Raw genomic sequence first — 17,908 nt, 5'->3', positions numbered from 1 at the left:
GACCCTGTGGGAGAGTAGGACACCGCCGGACTCCTTTTAGTCAAAATGGCCACCCATCGATGGGTGGCCATTTTGCATTTACACCAACAAAACAGATTGTGTGCGCAGTACGTCGCACGCTCACTGAGAAGTGCCACCCGTCGCCGGGTGGCTCTTCTGCGTTAACGGAGCTTTCTGCGTCGATGGAGGCTTCTGCGTCGACGCCGTGTGTGCCGTTGGAGCTGTCAGCGGGCGATCGGCAGGCGAAGCGTCAGCACGCTGCCGGCGCCTTCCGCAGAGCGGATCGACACATCGCCGCTGTGGCGGCGCATCACCGTCGCCACGAGCGTGAGACCGATTCCTGAGCCGCTCACATCGCGTGCGTTCTGCGCACGCGCCAGTTCGTCGAACACCGTGGACAGATCGGCGGAGGGGATGCCGCGACCGGCATCCGCCACCTCGATGACCGCCCAGCCGTCCTGTTCACGCAGACGCACCTCTATGGGGCCGGACTCGGAGTACTTCGCGGCGTTGCCCAGCACGTTGTCCAGCGCGACGGAGAGGAGATCGACGTCGACGGAGAGCGGCGGGACCGCCCACGGGACCCGGGTGACGGCGAGGACGACCCTGGCGCCGGCCGTCGGGTTCTGCTGCGCGAGCGCGGTGACGGATTCGTTCAGCAGCTGCTCGAGGTCGACCCGCTCCCTGTCGAGCGGCCGCGTCTCCAGTTCGGCGAGCTTCCGCAGATCGCGGACGAGAGTGCTGAGTTTCGCGGCCTGGGCGTCGATCGTGCGCCACGCGTCGGTCTGCGAGCCGTCCTGAGCCGCGACGGCGGTCGCACGGATCGCAGTGATCGGATTCTTCAGCTCATGATCGAGTCGGGCGAGGAAGCGCTGGTGGGTCGCGCGCTCGTGGAGGGCTGCCGCATCCGCCGCATCCCTCGCGCGCGCGTCGTTTCGGACGTCGCGGCGTCGGGCGCGGTTGCGCGCCAGCAGCACGGTGAGCGGGACCGCGGACAGGACGAGCCCCGCTGCAAAGGTCGCGGCAGGAAGAGTGGTGCTCATCGTCAGGAGTCTCTCGTCTCCGGCCACCAGCATCACGCCGGCCGTGAGCGTGCACAGTGTCACCGGCACGGCGGTCACGATGCCCAGGGCGACGTCGGCGCGGCGGCTCATCCGGCCACGACCTTCGGGACGAACTGATAGCCCATGCTCTGCGCGGTCTCGATGAAGCGCCCGTCTCCCAGGACCCGTCGGAGCTCGGCGATCCGGTGATCGACGGCTCTGCTCGATGTGGCGAAGTCGAAGCCCCAGAGGGTAGAGAGGAGGCGCTCTCGCGTGTGGACCTCCTGCGGGTGGAGCATGAGGTACTCGAGCAGCGTCAGCGCCTTGGGCGTGAGCGTCAGCTCTGCATCACCGCGCCAGACCCGGCGAGCGGTGCGGTCGAGCGTCAGGTCGAGGGCGCGCAGGCGTGGCGCGGAGCGGAGAGAGCCGGCACCCTGTTCGGTACGGCGCAGCACGGCGCGGATCCTCGAGATCAGCTCGTGAGGATCGAAGGGCTTGTTCAGATAGTCGTCGGCGCCTTCGTCGAGCGCGGCACTGCGCTCCCACGATTCGCCCACCTGGGTGAGCAGGATGATCGGCAGCCAGAGCTGGCGCGCACGTACTCGGCGCACGAACTCGCGCCCGTCGACATGGGGCATGAGCACATCGCACACGACGAGGTCGGGGGCGTCGCGCTCGACCTCGAGGAGGCCTGCGCGGCCGTCCTCCGCGATGCGCACGTCGAATCCGCTGCGCCCGAGGAACGCGCCGAGCGCCCCCGTGATCGCCTCGTCGTCGTCGACGATGAGGATCCGCGGGCGGTCCGGCGCGTCCATGCTCAGCCCTTTCGCAGCGTGTTGGACGAGCCGCTGTCGTGCACCGTCGGGGTGGCGCCCGACCAGAAGATCGAGCTCGCGCTTCCGGTGACCGTGACGACACCGAGGTTCTCGGCGTACACGACGGTCCCGCTGCCCTCGAGCGTGAGCTCATCGACGTCGTCGGCGATCACGACGCCCGCGTCGATCTCGATCACAAGCTCGGGGCATGCGCCCTCGACCCGGACGATCGCCCCGTCGGCGGTCAGCGGACCGTCAGGGCACGGCATCGTGGTGGTGGCCGCGGCGATGAGCCGATCGCGCTCCTCCTGCCCGTCGGCGCTCAGCCCTGAGGTCGCGGGCGTCTCGGCCTCCGGCGTCTCCTTCTCGGCATCCGTAGCCTGCGACGTCTGCTCCTGCGCGGGGGCCTTCTGCGAGGGTTCGGACGGATCGACGATCCCCACTGTGCATCCGGTCAAGCCCGCAGCGAGAAGGGCGAGGGAGAGGAGGGGCATCAGACGCGGTGCTCGCATGGTTCTATCCTCTCGTCTTTTCAGAGCGTCGCCGGGATGAAGATCTCCACCCGACGGTTGAGCTGCCGACCGGCGGGGTTGTCTGCTCCGTCCACTTCATTGGGAGCGACGGGACGGGACTCGCCGAAGCCCTCCGCCGTGAGCGACGCCGTCACACCCCGCTTCTCCAGACCCGCGACGACGGACTGGGCTCGGTCCTCGGAGAGCTTCTGGTTGGCGTCGTCCGAACCGATCGCATCCGTGTGGCCTGAGACCTGTGCCTGGGCGACGGACAGCGAGCCGAACACCTCGGCGACGGCATCCAGGGTGGTGGCCGCGTCCGGGCGGATGTCGCTCCGATCGAAGTCGAACAGGACACCGTCGTCGAAGGTGAGCGTCGTGCCGCAGGATTCGATAGGGGCGAGTGCGCCCAGGGGAGGGAAGGAGCCGAGCTTCGGCACGGGAGGGAGCTTGTCGGCGTCGACGGTCTCGCCGTCGATGAGCGCGGTGCCGTCTCCGAAGTTCTGGATGCTGATCCTGCCGTCGGAGTAGTTGCCGGAGCCGTCTCCGAAGTTCTGGATCGTGACGGTGCCGTCGGAGAAGTTGCCGGAGCCGTCTCCGAAGTTCTGGATCGTGACGGCGCCGTCGGAGTAGTTGCCCGACCCGTCTCCGAAGATCTGCACGGTCTTCGTCGCGTCGGAGTAATTGCCGGAGCCGTCTCCGAAGTTCTGGATCGTGACGGTGCCGTCGGAGTAGTTGCCCGACCCGTCTCCGAAGTTCTGGATCGTGACGCCGTTGATCGTGGAGTTGCCGGAGCCATCGCCGAAGTTCTGCACGGTTCCGTCTGCGCCGGTGAACGTGCCGGAGCCGTCGCCGTAGAGGAACGACGTGCCGTTGCCGGACACCACGCCGCCCGACGCATCGCAGTGCGCCGGGGTGGCCGTGACGCCGGGGATGTCGGAGAGCGCGTCGTTCACCTCGATCGTGAAGGCGGATGCCGAGGTGTCGAGCAGCGCCAGGTCGGGGAGCACGAACAGCGGCACGGCAGGGAACTGTCCCACGTCATACCCCGGCACCACGGAGTTCCGGGGAGCGGAGGCCGACGGAGTGGACGATGCGGGCGGCTTCTTCCCGCCGGAGGCCGGTTCGGCTGCGCAGCCGGTGAAGAGGAGGGTCGCGGCCAGGCCGAGAACGAGGCCGCGGCGACGGATGGTGCTGGTCGAGGAGGTCATGCTTCGACAGTAGCCAGTGGGTGTGGCGGGACTGTCGCCATAATGTCGCAGGTCTGCGACATTCCGATACTCAGCGTTTCAGGCGGGACTCCAGCGTCGCCGCGGTGTCGCGCACGGCATCCGCCAGAGCGCTCTCGTCGAGGTCGCCGTCCGCCCAGGTGACGGCCACGGCGGCGATCGGCCATCCGGCGTGATCGCGCACCGCGACGCCCACGCTGCGCAGCCCGTCGGCGACCTCGCTATCTTCCGTGGCGTATCCGCGGCCGCGCACCTCGCGCAGGAGCTCGCGGAGCTCACCCGGCCTGCGGGGGCCTAGGCCGGTGCGGTCAGGGAACGAAGAGGCGCTCGGGTAGAGCGCCCGCACCTGCTCACGGGGGAGGGAGGCGAGCATGGCGCGTCCCGACGCCGTCAGGTGCGCGGGGAGCCGCACGCCGACGTCGGTGATCAGCGCGGGCCGTCGAGGAGCGCGCTCCTCGACGATGTAGAGCACGTCTCCGCCGCTCATCACGGCGAGGTGCGTGCTCTCGCCGAGGCGATCGGAGAGGGAGGCCACGAGCGGACGCCCGAGACGGGCGAGGGGCTGCTGCCGGGCGTAGCCGCCGGCGAGCTCGAACGCCGAGGTGCCGAGACCCCAGCGCCGCTCCTCGCGGAGATGGAGGACGAAGCCGTGCGCGGCGAGCGTCGTCAGCAGGTGGTACACGGTCGACCGGGGGAGTGCGAGCTCCCTGGCGATGGCGGATGCCGCGACCGGCGCCGGTCGTCCGGCGAGGTAGCGCAGGATGCGGAGCGTGTTCTCCGCCGCCGGCACCTGGGCGGAGGCGGCATCCGATATGTCTGGGATCACAGACAAAGGATGCCATGAACCGGTGCCGCGCGCGACCGTGACGGTGTGGAATCGACGTATGAGTGATCAGTCCCCCGTTCTCGTCGGCGTCGAGCCCCTGCGCCACGCCGACGTCGTCGCCGTCGCCCGATACGGCGCCCCCGTCGTCATCGCCCCCGAGGCTCTCGCCCGCGTCGCCGAGACCCGCACCGTGATCGACGGCCTCGCCGCGGACCCGAACCCGCACTACGGGGTCTCCACGGGCTTCGGCGCGCTCGCGACGACGTTCATCGCCCCCGAGCGCCGCCTGCAGCTGCAGGCCAGCCTGATCCGCTCGCACGCCGCCGGCACCGGCGCGGAGATCGAGCGCGAGGTCACGCGAGGCCTTCAGCTGCTGCGCCTGCAGACGCTCGCATCGGGACGCACCGGCGTGCGACCGGTCGTCGTCGAGACTTACGCCGCCCTCCTCAACGCGGGGATCACCCCGATCGTGCGCGAGTACGGCTCGCTCGGCTGCTCCGGCGACCTCGCGCCGCTCGCGCACATCGCGCTCGCCACCATGGGCGAGGGAGACGTCCGCGACGCCGCGGGCACGCTGCTCCCGGCATCCGAGGCGCTCGCCGCTGCGGGCATCGAGCCGCTCACCCTCGTCGAGAAGGAGGGCCTCGCCCTCATCAACGGCACCGACGGCATGCTCGGCACCCTGGTGCTCGCGCTGCATGACCTGGAGGAGCTCCTGATCACCGCCGACATCGCGGCCGCGATGTCGATCGAGTCGCAGCTCGGCACGGACGCCGTGTTCGCCGCCGACCTCATGGCGCTGCGTCCGCAGGTCGGTCAGGGAACCTCCGCCGCGAACCTGCGCGCGTTCCTCGGCGACTCCCCGATGGTGCACAGCCACAAGGGCCCGGAGGATGGCCGCGTGCAGGACGCCTACTCGCTGCGCTGCACGCCGCAGGTGCACGGCACCGCGCGCGACACCGCAGGTTACGCCGCGACCATCGCCGACCGCGAGCTCGCCAGCGTCATCGACAACCCCGTGATCACTCTCGACGGACGCATCGAGTCGAACGGCAACTTCCACGGCGCCCCGGTCGCGGCGGTCCTCGACTTCCTCGCCATCTCGGTCGCCGATGTGGCCTCCGTCTCCGAGCGCCGCACCGACCGCGCCCTCGACCCCGCGCGCAACCACGGCCTCCCGCCGTTCCTCGCCGACGAGGTCGGCGTCGACTCCGGTCTCATGATCGCGCAGTACGCGGCGGCCGGCATCGTGTCCGAGCTCAAGCGCCTCGCCGTCCCGGCATCCGTCGACTCCATCCCGTCGTCGGCCATGCAGGAGGACCACGTGTCGATGGGCTGGGCAGCCGGACGCAAGCTGCGCCGCGCAATCGACGGCCTCGGTCGCGTCCTCGCCATCGAGATCCTCACCGGCGCGCGCGCCCTCGACCTGCGCGCGCCCCTCCAGGCCGGAGCGGCCACCGGCGCCGTCCGCGACCTCGTCCGCACGGTCGCCGCCGGTCCCGGCCCCGACCGCTTCCTCTCTCCCGAGATGGAGGCCGTGACCGCCCTCGTGCAGTCCGGCGCCATCGCACGCATCGCAAAGGAGCACGCGAAATGAGCACCACCCACACGAACATCCGGGCGCCGCGCGGCAACGAGCGCACTGCCAAGAGCTGGGGCGCCGAGGCCGCCAAGCGGATGCTGATGAACAACCTCGACCCCGAGGTCGCCGAGCACCCCGAGGACCTCGTGGTCTACGGCGGCACCGGCAAGGCCGCTCGCAACTGGGAGGCGTACGACGCGATCGTCCGCACGCTCGACGAGCTCGAGCCCGATGAGACCCTGCTGGTGCAGTCGGGCAAGCCGGTCGGCGTGTTCCGCACGCACGAGTGGGCTCCCCGCGTCCTCATCGCGAACTCCAACCTCGTCGGCGACTGGGCGAACTGGCCCGAGTTCCGCCGTCTCGAGCAGCTCGGTCTCATGATGTACGGGCAGATGACGGCCGGGTCGTGGATCTACATCGGTTCGCAGGGCATCCTGCAGGGCACCTACGAGACCTTTGCTGCCGTCGCTCGGTCGCTCGGACGCGAGTCGCTCAAGGGCACGCTGTCGCTCACGGGCGGAGCCGGCGGCATGGGCGGCGCGCAGCCGCTCGCCGTCACCATGAACGACGGCGCCGTGCTCATCGTCGACGTCGACGAGACCCGCCTCGCGCGTCGCGTCGACCACGGCTACCTCGACGTCTACTACACCGACCTCGACGAGGCCATCGCTCGGGCGGTCGCCGCCAAGGAAGCCGGCGAGGCGCTGTCCGTGGGCATCGTCGGCAACGCCGCCGAGGTCTTCCCCGAGCTGTTCCGTCGTGGCGTCCCGATCGACATCGTCACCGACCAGACCAGCGCGCACGATCCGCTCGCCTACCTGCCGATCGGCATCTCGGTCGAGGACTGGAAGGCCGAGGCCGAGCGCGACCCCGAGGAGTTCACGCGTCGCTCCCGTCTCGCCATGGCCGCGCACGTCGAGGCCATGGTGGCTTTCAAGGATGCGGGGGCCGCGGTGTTCGACTACGGCAACTCGATCCGCGCGGAGGCCCAGCTGGGTGGCTTCGACAGGGCGTTCGAGTTCCCCGGCTTCGTGCCGGCGTACATCCGCCCGCAGTTCGAGGAGGGCCGCGGCCCGTTCCGCTGGGCTGCGCTCTCCGGCGACCCCGAGGACATCCGCAAGACCGATCGTGCGATCGCCGAGCTGTTCCCCGAGGACGCGGCTCTGCACCGCTGGCTGGAGAAGGCCGGCGAGAAGGTCCACTTCGAGGGTCTTCCCGCCCGCATCTGCTGGCTGGGTTACAAGGAGCGCCACCTCGCCGGACTCAGGTTCAACGAGATGGTGGCGTCGGGCGAGCTGTCGGCTCCGATCGTGATCGGCCGCGACCACCTCGACTCGGGCTCCGTCGCCTCGCCGTACCGCGAGACCGAGGCCATGAAGGACGGCTCCGACGCGATCGCCGACTGGCCGCTGTTGAACGCGCTGCTGAACACGGCATCCGGCGCCTCCTGGGTGTCGCTGCACCATGGCGGCGGCGTCGGCATCGGTCGCTCCATCCACGCGGGGCAGGTCACCGTGGCCGACGGCTCAGCGCTCGCCGCCGAGAAGCTCGAGCGCGTGCTGACGAACGACCCCGGCACCGGCGTCATGCGCCACGTCGACGCCGGCTACGAGCACGCCCGCGAGGTCGCCCGTGAGCGCGGCCTCAAGGTCCCGATGCTCTGACTGTGACAACCTCATGAGAGGTCAGAGGACGTCGCTCCGGACCCCGGCAAGCGACGGTCCCTGACCTCTCACGGAAGGAAGACTCCGGATGACCGTGCTGATCACGAACATCGGCGAGCTGACGACCAACGTCCGCTCGACCGACGGCGACCCGACCGGAACCCTGCACGACGCCGCCGTCCTCATCGACGATGGGCGGATCGTCTGGGTCGGTGCTGCGGCCGATGCCCCTCAGGCCGACGAGACGGATGACGCCGGCGGCGCCGCGGTCATCCCCGGATTCGTCGACAGCCACAGCCACCTCGTGTTCGGCGGCGATCGCGCCGTCGAGTTCGAGGCGCGGATGGCGGGGCAGAAGTACGCGGCCGGAGGCATCCGCTCCACGGTGGCCGCGACCAGGGCTGCGACGGACGATGAGCTGCGTGCGCGTCTGCGCGGCTTCATCGAGGAGCTGCGCGCTCAGGGAACGACGACCGTCGAGATCAAGAGCGGCTACGGACTGAGCGTCGTCGACGAGGAGCGGCTCGTCCGCCTCGCCGCGGAGGTGACGCCGGAGGTCACGTTCCTCGGCGCGCACGTGGTGCCCGCCGAGTACGCGGACCGCGGCGACGAGTACGTCGACCTCGTCACGGGGCCCATGCTCGACGCGTGCGCTCCTCACGCGAAGTGGATCGACGTGTTCTGCGAGACAGGTGCGTTCTCGGTGGAGCAGTCCCGCCGGGTCCTCGAAGCGGGCATCGCCCGCGGACTCGCTCCGCGCGTGCATGCGAGCCAACTCGGCCCCGGGGACGGGGTGCGCCTCGCCGTCGAGCTGGGCGCGGCATCCATCGACCACGGCACCTACCTGACGGATGCCGATGTCGAGGCGCTCGCAGGGTCCGACACGGTGCTGACGCTGCTGCCCGGCGTGGAGTTCTCCACGCGCCAGCCCTATCCCGACGCCCGGCGTCTCATCGACGCGGGCGTGACGGTGGCGCTCGCGTGCGACACCAACCCCGGGTCGAGCTTCACGAGCTCCATGCCGTTCTGCATCGCCGTCGCCGTCCGCGACATGGGGATGACGCCGGCCGAGGCGGTCTGGGCCGCCACCGCCGGAGGCGCGGCGGCGCTGCGCCGCCACGACGTCGGCGTCATCGCCCCCGGGTATCGCGCGGATCTCGTGCTGCTGAAGGCCCCCACGCGCATCCACCTGGCGTACCGTCCCGGCGTGCCGCTCGTGGACCAGGTGTGGAAGGACGGGGTCGTCGTCGCCTGAGCGGACGACGACGACCCCGTCCGCTCACGCGAGCGCGCGAGCGCAGACCACGGCCGCGGCGGCCGACCAGGCCTGCGGACGGCACGCGGCCGGGTAGGGGACAGGGCGCCCGCCGGGCACCCTCTCGTCGCCGGCGTGCAGCTCGGGGACCCGGTAGTCGAATCCCTCGGCAACGTCGATCAGCTGCGCCGCGACCGCGCGCGCCTCGTCGGCGAGACCGGCGCGCAGCATGCCGTGGACGGCGATGGCCGTGTCGTGGGTCCACACGCTGCCGCCGTGATAGCTCAGCGGCCAGTAGCCGGCGGCTCCGGTCGAGAGAGTCCGGATGCCGAATCCGCTGGACATCGACGGTCCCGTGAGCAGAGCCGCGCAGGCGCGCTCCTCCTCGGGGTCGAGGATGCCGGTGCCGATCAGGTGGCCGATGTTGCTCGTCAGGGAATCGACCGCGGCGCCGTGCGCATCGAGCGCGATGGCGGGATAGTGCCCCTCCTCGGTGCGCACCCAGTACGCGGCGCGGAAGCGGGCCCGCAGATCGGCGGCCCACTCGCGCAGTGCGGTGCCACCCGTCTCTCCCAGCTGATCGAGCAGCCCGGCCCCGCGCACCGCCGCCTCGTAGGCGTAGGCCTGCACCTCGCTGAGGGCGATCGGTCCGTCGGCGAGCCGGCCGTCGCGCCACTGGATCGAGTCGCCCGAGTCCTTCCAGCCCTGGTTGGCGAGGCCGTGCCCTGACTCGTCGGCGTAGTCGATGAAGCCGCTGCCCGAGGAGTCGCCGTGCATGATCATCCAGTCCAGCGCCGCACGCAGGGCGGGAAGCAGCTCGCGCAGCTCGTCGTCGGGCATCCCCGCGTCCCGCGCGTCGGCGAGGAGGCACACCCACAGCGGCGTCGCGTCCACCGTGCCGAAGTAGAGGGGCGGCAGGTGCACGCCCTCGTTCGGCAGGGAGAGGATGCCGCTGCGGAGCTCATGCGGGATCTTGCCAGGGGCCTCCGCCGAGTCGGCATCCGTCGTCGTCCCCTGCAGGCGGGCGAGCACCCGCAGCGTCGAGGCCGCCATCTCCGGCGCGGCGGCGAGAGCCAGTCGCGCCGCCCAGATCGAGTCGCGGCCGAACAGGGTGAAGAACCACGGCGCGCCCGCGGCGTAGAACGCATCGTCGGGGCGGTCGGGCAGAGCCAGCCGCAGAGCGTCGAGATCGGCGGTCGCCCTGTCCAGCCAGCGGGACGCTCGGGGGTCGGCCGGGGAGGCGAGCCGGTGGGGTTCCGCGGGGGCGGCGGCGGAGACGACGAGCGTCGGATCGTCCATGGTCACGGACCAGGAGAGATCGAGCGAGCCGTGCGGGGGGATCACTGCACCCCAGGTCATCGTGATGCCGTGCTCGTCGGCGGTCACGGTCGCTCCGGCGGCGGCGAGCGTGAAGGACGCCTCGTCGGCACGGCAGACCGCGCCGTCCCACGACCAGGACGCCTCGGCGGAGAGCCCGGCCTTCACCTCCTGCATGGGCGCGAAGTCGGGGACGATGCGCACCGTGAGGTCGACGGGCACGCCGTCGTCGAGGTGAGCGGAGACGCGGAGACGCTCCGAGAACGCGCCGGCCGTCACGGTGCGCTCGCGGTCGAGCCGCACCTTCGGGTCGGCCGAGTCGTCGTCGATGCCGCGCAGCACGTCGACGAGGAGCACACGGCGGGGGGTGGGGGAGGCACAGCCGATCGATTCCAGCTCGGTGCCGCGCACGGCGACGTCGATCGCTCTGATGTGCCGCACGTCGCCGTGATAGACCCCGTGGATGGGCGCGGTTCCCATGCGCCCCTCGGCGTCCGACCACACCTGGGTCGGCGCCTCGAGGGCGATCACTGCGTCGTGCAGCAGCGGTTGCAGCGGCGGGGTGGGGGTCATTCCTTGACGGCTCCTTCTGTGGTGTTCATGATGCGGCGCTGGAAGATGAAGAACATCACGGCGACGGGGATCGTCATGAGGAGCGCCGCCGCGAGCTTGATCGGGTACTGCGTGCCCTGGCTGAGCTGGCCGCTCGCGAGCGACGCGACGCCCTTCGTCAGCGTGGTCAGAGCGGGATCGTTGGTGGACACGATGAAATGGCTCAGCTCGTTCCACGAGCCCTGGAACGACAGGATCACGATCGTCACGAGCGCCGGGGTCGCCATCGGCAGGACGACCGACCAGAACAGCCGGAACGTGCCGGCTCCGTCGATGCGCGCCTGCTCCTCGACGGAGACCGGGATCGACTCGAAGAAGTTCTTCATGATGAAGACTCCGGCGGCGTCGACGAGCAGCGGCAGGATCATCCCCGCATAGGAGTTGAAGATCCCGAGCTGGTTGATCACGAGGAACTTGGGGATCAGGAGCACGACCGCCGGCACCGACATGACGGCGACCAGAGCCGCGAAGACGACGCCCCGCCCTCGGAAGTGCAGACGTGCGAGCGCGTACCCCGCGAGCGAGTTGAAGAAGACCCGGCCCGCCGTCACGAAGATCGTCACGATCGCGCTGTTGACGAACCACGACGGGAAGTCGGAGTTCGCGAACAGGCGTTCATAGGCCGCGAAGGTCCACACCTGGGGGATGAGCGAGATGCCGCTGGATGCCGCGTCCTCGTCGGTCTTGAAGCTCGTCGCGACCTGGACCAGGAAGGGGTAGATGTAGATGAGCGCGAGCCCGATGAGCACGGCGTACAGCACGATCTGCCAGGTCAGCTGCTTGCGGGAGAGCCTCATGATGCACCGCCCTTCTCCGTGACCTGGTAGGCGCGGATGCGGCGCGGGGACACGGGGCGGTCGCGCAGCACCCAGCGCTGCACGAGAGTGAAGACGACGATGATCACGAAGAGGATGAAGGCGATCGCGGCGCCCTGGCCCCACTCCTGGTTGTTGAACGCCGACTGGTAGGAGAGGTAGGCGGGCGTCAGCGTGGTCTTGCTCGGAGCGCCGCGGGTTCCGGCGTAGATCTGGTCGAAGACCTGCCAGCATCCGATGAGGCCGAGGGTCAGGACCGTGAACAGGGTAGGCCGGAGCTGGGGGAGGGTGATCCGCCAGAAGCGCTGCCAGCCGTTCGCGCCGTCCATCATCGCGGCCTCCTCGACGTCGCCGCCGAGGTTCTGGAGCCCGGCGAGGAAGAGAAGCATGAACGTCCCGGACGTCGTGAAGACCGCCATCAGGATGTAGGCGCTCATCGCGATGGACGGGCCGGAGAGCCAGTCCCACCAGGAGACCCCTAGCATCCCGCCCTGGGCGAGCGCAGCGGGTCCGCTGTCGCCGAGGACGAGATGCAGGATGCCGCGCGGGTCGTTGAACCAGTTCGGCCCGTTGAGGCCGAACCAGGACAGCACGTCGTTGACCGCTCCGCTCGCCGAGAACAGGAACATCCACAGCACGGTGATCGCGACGGAACTGGTGACGGAGGGGAAGTAGTAGGCGGTGCGGAAGAAGCCGCGGCCGCGCAGCATCGCCCTGTTGACGAGGACCGCGAGGAACAGCGCGAGCGCCGTCTGCAGCGGCACCACCAGCACGACGTACCAGGCGTTGTTGCGCAGCGCGGTGCCGAAGTCCTTGGTGGCGAGTCCGCCGTCGGTGAGGACCGCGGCGTAGTTGTCGGCGCCCACGAACGACACCGAGCCGGCGAGGGGGCTTCCGCGGCCCGCCCAGTCGGAGACGCTCACCCACAGCGCCATGAGCACCGGGACGAGGAGGAAGACGCCGAGGATGGCGATCACCGGCGCGGTGAACAGCCACCCGGCTGCGGCCTCGCCGCGGCGGAGCCCGGAGGATCCGCCGCGACGAGGCGTGGCCAGAGCGGTCATGGTTACTTGACGACCGCTTCGAGGTTGGACTGGACGGAGTCGAGGATCGTCGCGGGGTCGGCGGTCTTCAGCGATTCGAGCTGCGCGTTGAAGTCGGAGACGACGTCGGCCGCCCCGTCCTGGTTCGGCGGGAACTGCGCGTAGTCGGCGCCCGCGAGGAAGGGGGCGAGGGCGGCGTTGTCGGCCGTCCAGGCGTCGGCTGCCGACTTGATCGAGGGCATGGGGCCGAACGCCTTCGAGAAGGCCAGCTGGCTGTCGGCGCTCGTGAGGTACTCCACGAGGTCGAGGGCGGCCTTCTGGTTGGGGCTGTCGGCCGCCATGCCCCAGCAGTTGGTGAACTGCAGGGTGCCCTGGCCGCTGGGGCCGGCGGGGAGCTCTGCGACGGTGTAGTCGACGGACGAGTAGTCGTTGGTCATCGCCCCGGTGATCCAGTTGCCCTCGATCACCATCGCGGCGGAGCCCTTGCCGAGTGCCTCCCCGCCCCATCCGGCGCCGACGTCCTTGGCGAAGGCGAAGGTGCCGTCCGCGAGGTGCGACTTCACGTAGGTCAGAGCGTCGACGTTCGCCTGGTCGCTCGCGATGGCCTTGCCGTCCTTCACGAGGCCGCCGCCCGCCTGCGCCATGAAGGTGCCGACGCGCTGGTACTCGGCGCCGAACGCGAGGCCCACGTGCTCGGGCGTCGTGAGCTTCTGCGCGACGGAGGCCAGGTCGTCCCAGGTCTTCGGCAGATCGGCGTCGGTGAGGCCGGCATCCGCCCACATCTTCGTGTTGATGACGAGCGCGAGGGTGGAGAAGTCCTTCGGCGCGCAGTAGAAGTCGCCGTCGACGGTGAAGTTCTCGACGAGCGAGGGGTAGAAGTCGTCCTTGTTCTTCAGGTCGTCTCCGTAGGCCTTCAGAGAGCCGTTCGATGCGTAGCCGGCGATCTGGTCGGTGGAGAGGTAGAAGAGGTCGGCGGGCTTGCCCGCGGCGAACCCCTGGGAGAGCTCCTGGTTGAGGTCGCTGGCCACCTGGAGGGAGGTTTTCGTGCCGGACTTCGCGGTCCAGTCGTCGAGCGCCTTCTGCACGGCGGCGGTCTCGGCATCGCCCGAGGAGCCGATGAGAACGGTGAGCGCGTCGTCGGAGGAGGTGAGGCCGCCGGCATCCGGCTTCGCGTCTCCTCCGGAGAAACCTGATCCGCAGCCGGTGAGCACCAGGGTGCTGCTGATCAGCACCGCTCCGGTGCCGAGGACTGCGCGTGTGATGTGCCGTGTCATGGTCTCTCTCCTTTGATGAGTCACTGCGGGCGACGGCCGCGTGCGGCTCGTGCGAGTTCGGGAAGGGTAGGAATTTGAACGATCAAATCCTGTGTGGAATAGGCTAGGGGCGAGGGCGCGGAAGTGTCAACCCCGCACCTGTGACCCAGGCCGTGAACGAGGAGGTGCGATGGCGAAGGCGCCCACTGTCGAAGACGTCGCCGAGCACGCCGGAGTCTCCCGCCAGACGGTCTCGAACGTGCTCAACACTCCCGACATCGTGCGTCCGGCCACGAGGGAGCGCGTGCTCGCCGCCATCGACGCCCTCGGCTATCGACGCCATGCCGCCGCGCGACAGCTCCGACTGCGGCGCAGCTCGACCATCGGCATCCGCCTCGACCCCTACGTCGGCGGCATCTCCGGAGTCGTGCTCGACAGGTTCGTGCACGCCATCACCGAGCACGCGAGTGAGCGGGGCATGCGCATGCTCGTCTACGCCGCCCGCACTCCGGAGGAGGAGATCGCCCGACTCGCGGAGTTGTGGGAGGGGTCCGAGATCGACGCGGCGATCATCACCGGCACCATGCGCGACGACCCCCGCGTGGGCAGGCTCGACGATTCGGGACTGCCGTTCATCTCGTTCGGACGGCCGTGGGGAGAAGACGACATCGCCGACCCGCGGCACCTGTGGGTCGACGTCGACGGCGCGGCCGGCACCCGCGCGGCGACGGAGCATGCGCTGACCTTCGGCAGCCGTGTCGCGTTCCTCGGCTGGCCATCCGGCTCCGGCACGGGCGACGACCGCGAGCGCGGGTGGATCGAGGCGATGCGCGCGGCCGGCGCGAAGGGTGCGCGGGTCGTCGCCGACGACTCCGTGCCCCAGGTGAGGGCGAGCGTCGCGCGCGCCCTCGACGAGGGACTGGATGCCGACGCCGTCGTCTGCGCGAGCGATTCGCTCGCCGTCGGCGCTCTTCTCGCACTCTCCGATGCGCGGCGGTCGGTTCCCGTCATCGGCTTCGACAACACGCCGACCGCCGAGGCTCTGGGGTTCTCCAGCGTCGAGCAGCGCCCGGAGGACGTGGCCGCGGCCATCCTGGAGCTCATGATGGGTCCGACGGGCGATGTCGTCGCCCCGCGCCGTGTCCAGTCAGGCTCGGCGCACGCCCTGATCACCCCTGAGCTCGTGGTGCGCTGACCGCCTCGAGCACGTGCGCGAGGCGCTCCTGCGGATCGCCGGAGACGACCAGGAGAGCAGGCAGGGCTCCGTCGCGTTCGAGGTCGTCGACGATCTCCAGGAGCGCGTCGTCCATCGCGTCCCTCAGCTCGGGGTCCTCATCGTCGGGGACGAGGATCGGATGCCGCCTGTCGAGGGGGAGCACGACGACGAGGTCGATCTCGCGCAGGGAGGCGGCGGCGATCTCCGTGGCTCTGGCGAGAAGAGACCCGTCGCTGCGCCCCAGGGACTCCAGGGCGGTGAGATAGGCGACGAAGTCCAGCGGCCCCCGCTCGGAGACGACGGAGGGCTCGTGCGCGGTCTCGCGCAGCCGTGCGGCGGTGACCGCCAGCTGTGCGGCGAAGCTGCGCTCTCCCGTGGGGGCGTCGTCGTCGATGTCGTCGAAGGGGTCGCCGAGCACGAGGTACTCGGGCAGCGCGGCGCGGAGGTCGGCGATCAGGGTGCTCTTGCCGCTCGCGTGGGTTCCGGAGACGACGATCCTCATCGTCGGGAGTGCAGTCCTGCGAGCAGCTCCAGCACGCAGAGCGCGGCGAGGCGGACGGTGCGGGCGTCGTCGGCATCCGCCGTCGCGTCGACCTCCGCCAGGTCGGCGCTGACGACCCGGGGGTCCGCGGCGACAGCGCGCGTCAGCGCGCGGAGCTCCCAGGCGGCGAGCCCGCCGGGGATGCTCGCAGGGCACCCCGGCGCCACCGAGCGGTCGCACACGTCCACGTCGATGTCCAGGTGCACGCGGGGCGCGGCCCCGGCCCCGGCGATCTCCAGCGCCTCCGCGACGACGTCGTCGATGCCGCGGCGGCGCAGCTCGTCGAGTGTGATCACCCGGATGCCCCAGTCGGCCGCCCGCTTCGCGTACGCCGCGGAGTTCGCGAAGTCGGCGATGCCGATCTGCACGATGCGCGCGGGGTCGATGCGCGAGGTCTCCACCGTGGCTGCAGCGGGAGCGTCTTCGACGAGCCTGCGCACGGGCGTGCCGTTGGAGACGCCGTCGCGCAGGTCGAAGTGCGCGTCGAAGGTGATGAGGCCGGTGGCCTCGGCGCCGAGGGCCACGGGGTAGGTGAGGGAGTTGTCGCCGCCGAGAGCGATCACGAGCTCGGCGGATGCCGCGAGCTCCCGCACGCGGGAGATCACATCGGACTCTCCCTCGTCGCCGTCCGGCTCGTGGACGTCGCCGGCGTCGGCGATGCGCAGCGCCTCGTTCAGATCGACGATCGGCGGCCCCATCAGCGTGGCGCCGTAGCGGGGCAGCGCCTCGCGGATCGCGGCCGGGGTCGCGTGGGCGCCGGTCGGGGAGAGCGAGGTGCGCCACACCGGCACGCCGAGCAGCACGGCATCCGCCGTGGAGTCGAAGGCCGGCCAGCCTCCTGCGCGCGGCCAGCGGGGATCGTGCGACAGTGCCATGGTTCAGACTCCGGGGATCAGGGCGTGGGCGATGGTGAAGATGGCGAGTCCGGCGAGAGCGCCGACGACGGTGCCGTTAAGACGGATGTACTGCAGGTCGCGTCCGACCATGAGCTCGATCTTCTCCGTGGTCTCGGCCGGGTCCCAGCGTTCGACGGTGTCGGTGATGATCGAGGCGATGTCGTGCCGGTAGCGGTCGACGAGGAAGACCGCGGCGTCCGAGACCCAGGTGTCGACGCGGTGCTGCAGCGCGGCATCCGTCGTGAGGCGCTCGCCGACCTCCTGGAGCGCCTGCACGAGCCGGCGCCGAAGTCCGCTCCCGGGGTCGGCGAGGGCGGAGAGGAGACCGTTCTTCGCCGTGTTCCACGCCTCGGCGGCGAGGGCGCCGACCCGAGGGCTGTCGAACAGGGAGGCCTTCGCGTTCTCGAGCTTGGAGCGCGTCGCCGGGTCGTGCTGCAGGTTGTCGGCGAGGCGGGTGAGGTAGCCGTCGATCGCGAGCCGAGCGGGATGCCGGGGGTCGGCCCTCACCGCGTTCACGAACCGCACGGCCTCGTTGTAGGCGGTCTCGTCGACGAACCGATGCGCCAGGCGAGGCACCCACGAGGGCAGGCGGCGGGAGATGAGTCCGTTGAAGGCGACGGCGTTGGCGTTCAGCCAGGTGGCGATGCTGTCGACGGCGAGGTCGACGGCGCCGTGGTGCGCGTCGGCCGCGACGATCTTCTCCAGCCACACTCCGGCCGGCGTGCCCCACTCCGGGGCGACGAGGTGCTCGCGGGCGAGGTCGGTGATGAGGTCGCGCACGTCATCGTCGCTGAGGGCGTTGAGCACCGCGGTGGCGACCGTCGCTCCCTCCGTGCCGACGCGTTCGGCGTGCGCGGGCTCGCGCAGCCACTCGCCGGCCCGCAGCGCGATCGGGGTGCTGGAGAGCTTCGTGCGCACGACGTCCGCCGCGAGGAAGTTCGTCTCCACGAACTCCCCGAGCGTGCGGCCGATCTCGTCCTTGCGGCTCGGGATGATCGCCGTGTGCGGGATCGGGATGCCGAGCGGATGCCGGAACAGCGCCGTCACGGCGAACCAGTCGGCCAGGGCGCCGACCATGCCGCCCTCTGCCGCGGCGCGCACATAGGAGAGCCAGCCGACGCGCTCCTGAAGGGCGAAGGCGATGACGAAGGCGAGCGCCATGAAGATCAGCGCGCCGAGCGCGACGGCCTTCATGCGGCGGAGCGCGCGCAGTCGGTCCTGGTCGGCGGGGGAGAGCTGCGTCATCGGCGTTCGCGGCATGGAGTCATCCTTTCACGCGATCACCGGGC

16 protein-coding genes are annotated in these 17,908 nt (G+C 70.4%); 4 read left to right on the top strand and 12 right to left on the bottom strand.

Annotated features, from left to right (window positions below):
• Positions 1 to 224: 224 nt before the first annotated feature.
• From ACFVRO_RS18745 to ACFVRO_RS18725, 5 genes are all read right to left on the bottom strand, one after another.
• Entirely contained in the window at positions 225 to 1,154 is a 930-nt protein-coding gene (locus ACFVRO_RS18745) for a sensor histidine kinase (RefSeq protein WP_386955205.1), read from the bottom strand.
• Complete coding sequence (locus ACFVRO_RS18740; RefSeq protein WP_105672369.1) at positions 1,151 to 1,858, bottom strand: response regulator transcription factor; 708 nt, start codon at positions 1,856 to 1,858, stop codon at positions 1,151 to 1,153. The genes ACFVRO_RS18745 and ACFVRO_RS18740 overlap by 4 nt, the downstream gene beginning before the upstream one ends.
• 2 nt (positions 1,859 to 1,860) lie before the next feature.
• Positions 1,861 to 2,370 (bottom strand): hypothetical protein, encoded by a 510-nt coding sequence (locus tag ACFVRO_RS18735; RefSeq protein WP_386955203.1) that lies wholly within the window; start codon positions 2,368 to 2,370, stop codon positions 1,861 to 1,863.
• 20 nt (positions 2,371 to 2,390) lie between these two features.
• Positions 2,391 to 3,581 carry an OmpA family protein gene (locus ACFVRO_RS18730; RefSeq protein ID WP_386955200.1) on the bottom strand — a complete coding sequence of 397 codons (1,191 nt, stop codon included), beginning with the start codon at positions 3,579 to 3,581 and terminating at the stop codon, positions 2,391 to 2,393.
• A gap of 70 nt (positions 3,582 to 3,651) precedes the next feature.
• Positions 3,652 to 4,431, bottom strand: coding sequence for an IclR family transcriptional regulator (locus tag ACFVRO_RS18725; RefSeq protein WP_386955198.1), 780 nt, complete (start codon positions 4,429 to 4,431; stop codon positions 3,652 to 3,654).
• Positions 4,432 to 4,483: 52 nt separating this feature from the next.
• On the opposite strand from ACFVRO_RS18725, the gene hutH reads away from it, so the two are divergent.
• The 3 genes from hutH (at position 4,484) to hutI (ending at position 8,926) form a co-directional block, all read left to right on the top strand.
• The gene (hutH, locus tag ACFVRO_RS18720) at positions 4,484 to 6,022 is read left to right on the top strand and encodes a histidine ammonia-lyase (RefSeq protein ID WP_344011367.1); all 1,539 of its coding nucleotides are present in this window, start codon (positions 4,484 to 4,486) and stop codon (positions 6,020 to 6,022) included.
• Complete coding sequence (hutU, locus tag ACFVRO_RS18715; protein WP_223586086.1) at positions 6,019 to 7,671, top strand: urocanate hydratase; 1,653 nt, start codon at positions 6,019 to 6,021, stop codon at positions 7,669 to 7,671. Before hutH ends, hutU begins: the two co-directional genes overlap by 4 nt.
• 88 nt (positions 7,672 to 7,759) lie before the next feature.
• Positions 7,760 to 8,926 (top strand): imidazolonepropionase, encoded by a 1,167-nt coding sequence (hutI, locus tag ACFVRO_RS18710; RefSeq protein ID WP_386955196.1) that lies wholly within the window; start codon positions 7,760 to 7,762, stop codon positions 8,924 to 8,926.
• Positions 8,927 to 8,950: 24 nt separating this feature from the next.
• On the opposite strand, the gene ACFVRO_RS18705 is transcribed toward hutI, so the two are convergent.
• From ACFVRO_RS18705 to ACFVRO_RS18690, 4 genes are read right to left on the bottom strand one after another with little or no spacing between them, the layout of a single operon-like run.
• Complete coding sequence (locus ACFVRO_RS18705; protein WP_386955194.1) at positions 8,951 to 10,816, bottom strand: glycogen debranching N-terminal domain-containing protein; 1,866 nt, start codon at positions 10,814 to 10,816, stop codon at positions 8,951 to 8,953.
• Positions 10,813 to 11,652 carry a carbohydrate ABC transporter permease gene (locus ACFVRO_RS18700; RefSeq protein ID WP_258132419.1) on the bottom strand — a complete coding sequence of 280 codons (840 nt, stop codon included), beginning with the start codon at positions 11,650 to 11,652 and terminating at the stop codon, positions 10,813 to 10,815. The genes ACFVRO_RS18705 and ACFVRO_RS18700 overlap by 4 nt, the downstream gene beginning before the upstream one ends.
• Positions 11,649 to 12,734, bottom strand: a complete 1,086-nt coding sequence (locus ACFVRO_RS18695) for a carbohydrate ABC transporter permease (RefSeq protein ID WP_386955191.1) — start codon at positions 12,732 to 12,734, stop codon at positions 11,649 to 11,651. Before ACFVRO_RS18695 ends, ACFVRO_RS18700 begins: the two co-directional genes overlap by 4 nt.
• Before the next feature lie 2 nt (positions 12,735 to 12,736).
• Positions 12,737 to 13,987, bottom strand: a complete 1,251-nt coding sequence (locus tag ACFVRO_RS18690) for an extracellular solute-binding protein (protein ID WP_223586089.1) — start codon at positions 13,985 to 13,987, stop codon at positions 12,737 to 12,739.
• Between the two features lie 169 nt (positions 13,988 to 14,156).
• On the opposite strand from ACFVRO_RS18690, the gene ACFVRO_RS18685 reads away from it, so the two are divergent.
• Positions 14,157 to 15,161, top strand: a complete 1,005-nt coding sequence (locus tag ACFVRO_RS18685; protein WP_341941587.1) for a LacI family DNA-binding transcriptional regulator — start codon at positions 14,157 to 14,159, stop codon at positions 15,159 to 15,161.
• Here ACFVRO_RS18685 and ACFVRO_RS18680 read toward each other — a convergent pair.
• Genes ACFVRO_RS18680 through ACFVRO_RS18670 form a run of 3 tightly spaced genes read right to left on the bottom strand, consistent with a single transcriptional unit; the run spans position 15,136 to position 17,879 of the window.
• On the bottom strand, positions 15,136 to 15,684 hold the full coding sequence (locus tag ACFVRO_RS18680) for an AAA family ATPase (RefSeq protein WP_344011359.1): 549 nt from the start codon (positions 15,682 to 15,684) through the stop codon (positions 15,136 to 15,138). The two genes, ACFVRO_RS18685 and ACFVRO_RS18680, sit on opposite strands and share 26 nt — an antisense overlap.
• Positions 15,681 to 16,598, bottom strand: a complete 918-nt coding sequence (locus ACFVRO_RS18675) for an arginase family protein (RefSeq protein ID WP_386955188.1) — start codon at positions 16,596 to 16,598, stop codon at positions 15,681 to 15,683. Before ACFVRO_RS18675 ends, ACFVRO_RS18680 begins: the two co-directional genes overlap by 4 nt.
• A gap of 3 nt (positions 16,599 to 16,601) precedes the next feature.
• Entirely contained in the window at positions 16,602 to 17,879 is a 1,278-nt protein-coding gene (locus ACFVRO_RS18670) for a DUF445 domain-containing protein (RefSeq protein WP_386955185.1), read from the bottom strand.
• Positions 17,880 to 17,908 lie beyond the last annotated feature (29 nt).

The sequence above is a fragment of the Microbacterium sp. NPDC057944 genome, assembly GCF_042887445.1.
Taxonomy (GTDB): Bacteria; Actinomycetota; Actinomycetes; order Actinomycetales; family Microbacteriaceae; genus Microbacterium; species Microbacterium natoriense.
This window is presented reverse-complemented; position numbering and strand designations above follow the sequence as displayed.

What these genes read in the sequence shown, in the direction of transcription:
- ACFVRO_RS18745 (WP_386955205.1), bottom strand. Translation starts at nt 1,154, where the DNA reads ATGAGCCGCCGCGCCGACGTCGCCCTGGGCATCGTGACCGCCGTGCCG.
- ACFVRO_RS18735 (WP_386955203.1), bottom strand. Translation starts at nt 2,370, where the DNA reads ATGCGAGCACCGCGTCTGATGCCCCTCCTCTCCCTCGCCCTTCTCGCT.
- ACFVRO_RS18700 (WP_258132419.1), bottom strand. Translation starts at nt 11,652, where the DNA reads ATGAGGCTCTCCCGCAAGCAGCTGACCTGGCAGATCGTGCTGTACGCC.
- ACFVRO_RS18690 (WP_223586089.1), bottom strand. Translation starts at nt 13,987, where the DNA reads ATGACACGGCACATCACACGCGCAGTCCTCGGCACCGGAGCGGTGCTG.
- ACFVRO_RS18680 (WP_344011359.1), bottom strand. Translation starts at nt 15,684, where the DNA reads ATGAGGATCGTCGTCTCCGGAACCCACGCGAGCGGCAAGAGCACCCTG.
- hutU (WP_223586086.1), top strand. Translation starts at nt 6,019, where the DNA reads ATGAGCACCACCCACACGAACATCCGGGCGCCGCGCGGCAACGAGCGC.
- ACFVRO_RS18695 (WP_386955191.1), bottom strand. Translation starts at nt 12,734, where the DNA reads ATGACCGCTCTGGCCACGCCTCGTCGCGGCGGATCCTCCGGGCTCCGC.
- ACFVRO_RS18730 (WP_386955200.1), bottom strand. Translation starts at nt 3,581, where the DNA reads ATGACCTCCTCGACCAGCACCATCCGTCGCCGCGGCCTCGTTCTCGGC.
- ACFVRO_RS18685 (WP_341941587.1), top strand. Translation starts at nt 14,157, where the DNA reads ATGGCGAAGGCGCCCACTGTCGAAGACGTCGCCGAGCACGCCGGAGTC.
- ACFVRO_RS18670 (WP_386955185.1), bottom strand. Translation starts at nt 17,879, where the DNA reads ATGCCGCGAACGCCGATGACGCAGCTCTCCCCCGCCGACCAGGACCGA.
- ACFVRO_RS18740 (WP_105672369.1), bottom strand. Translation starts at nt 1,858, where the DNA reads ATGGACGCGCCGGACCGCCCGCGGATCCTCATCGTCGACGACGACGAG.
- ACFVRO_RS18675 (WP_386955188.1), bottom strand. Translation starts at nt 16,598, where the DNA reads ATGGCACTGTCGCACGATCCCCGCTGGCCGCGCGCAGGAGGCTGGCCG.
- hutI (WP_386955196.1), top strand. Translation starts at nt 7,760, where the DNA reads ATGACCGTGCTGATCACGAACATCGGCGAGCTGACGACCAACGTCCGC.
- hutH (WP_344011367.1), top strand. Translation starts at nt 4,484, where the DNA reads ATGAGTGATCAGTCCCCCGTTCTCGTCGGCGTCGAGCCCCTGCGCCAC.
- ACFVRO_RS18705 (WP_386955194.1), bottom strand. Translation starts at nt 10,816, where the DNA reads ATGACCCCCACCCCGCCGCTGCAACCGCTGCTGCACGACGCAGTGATC.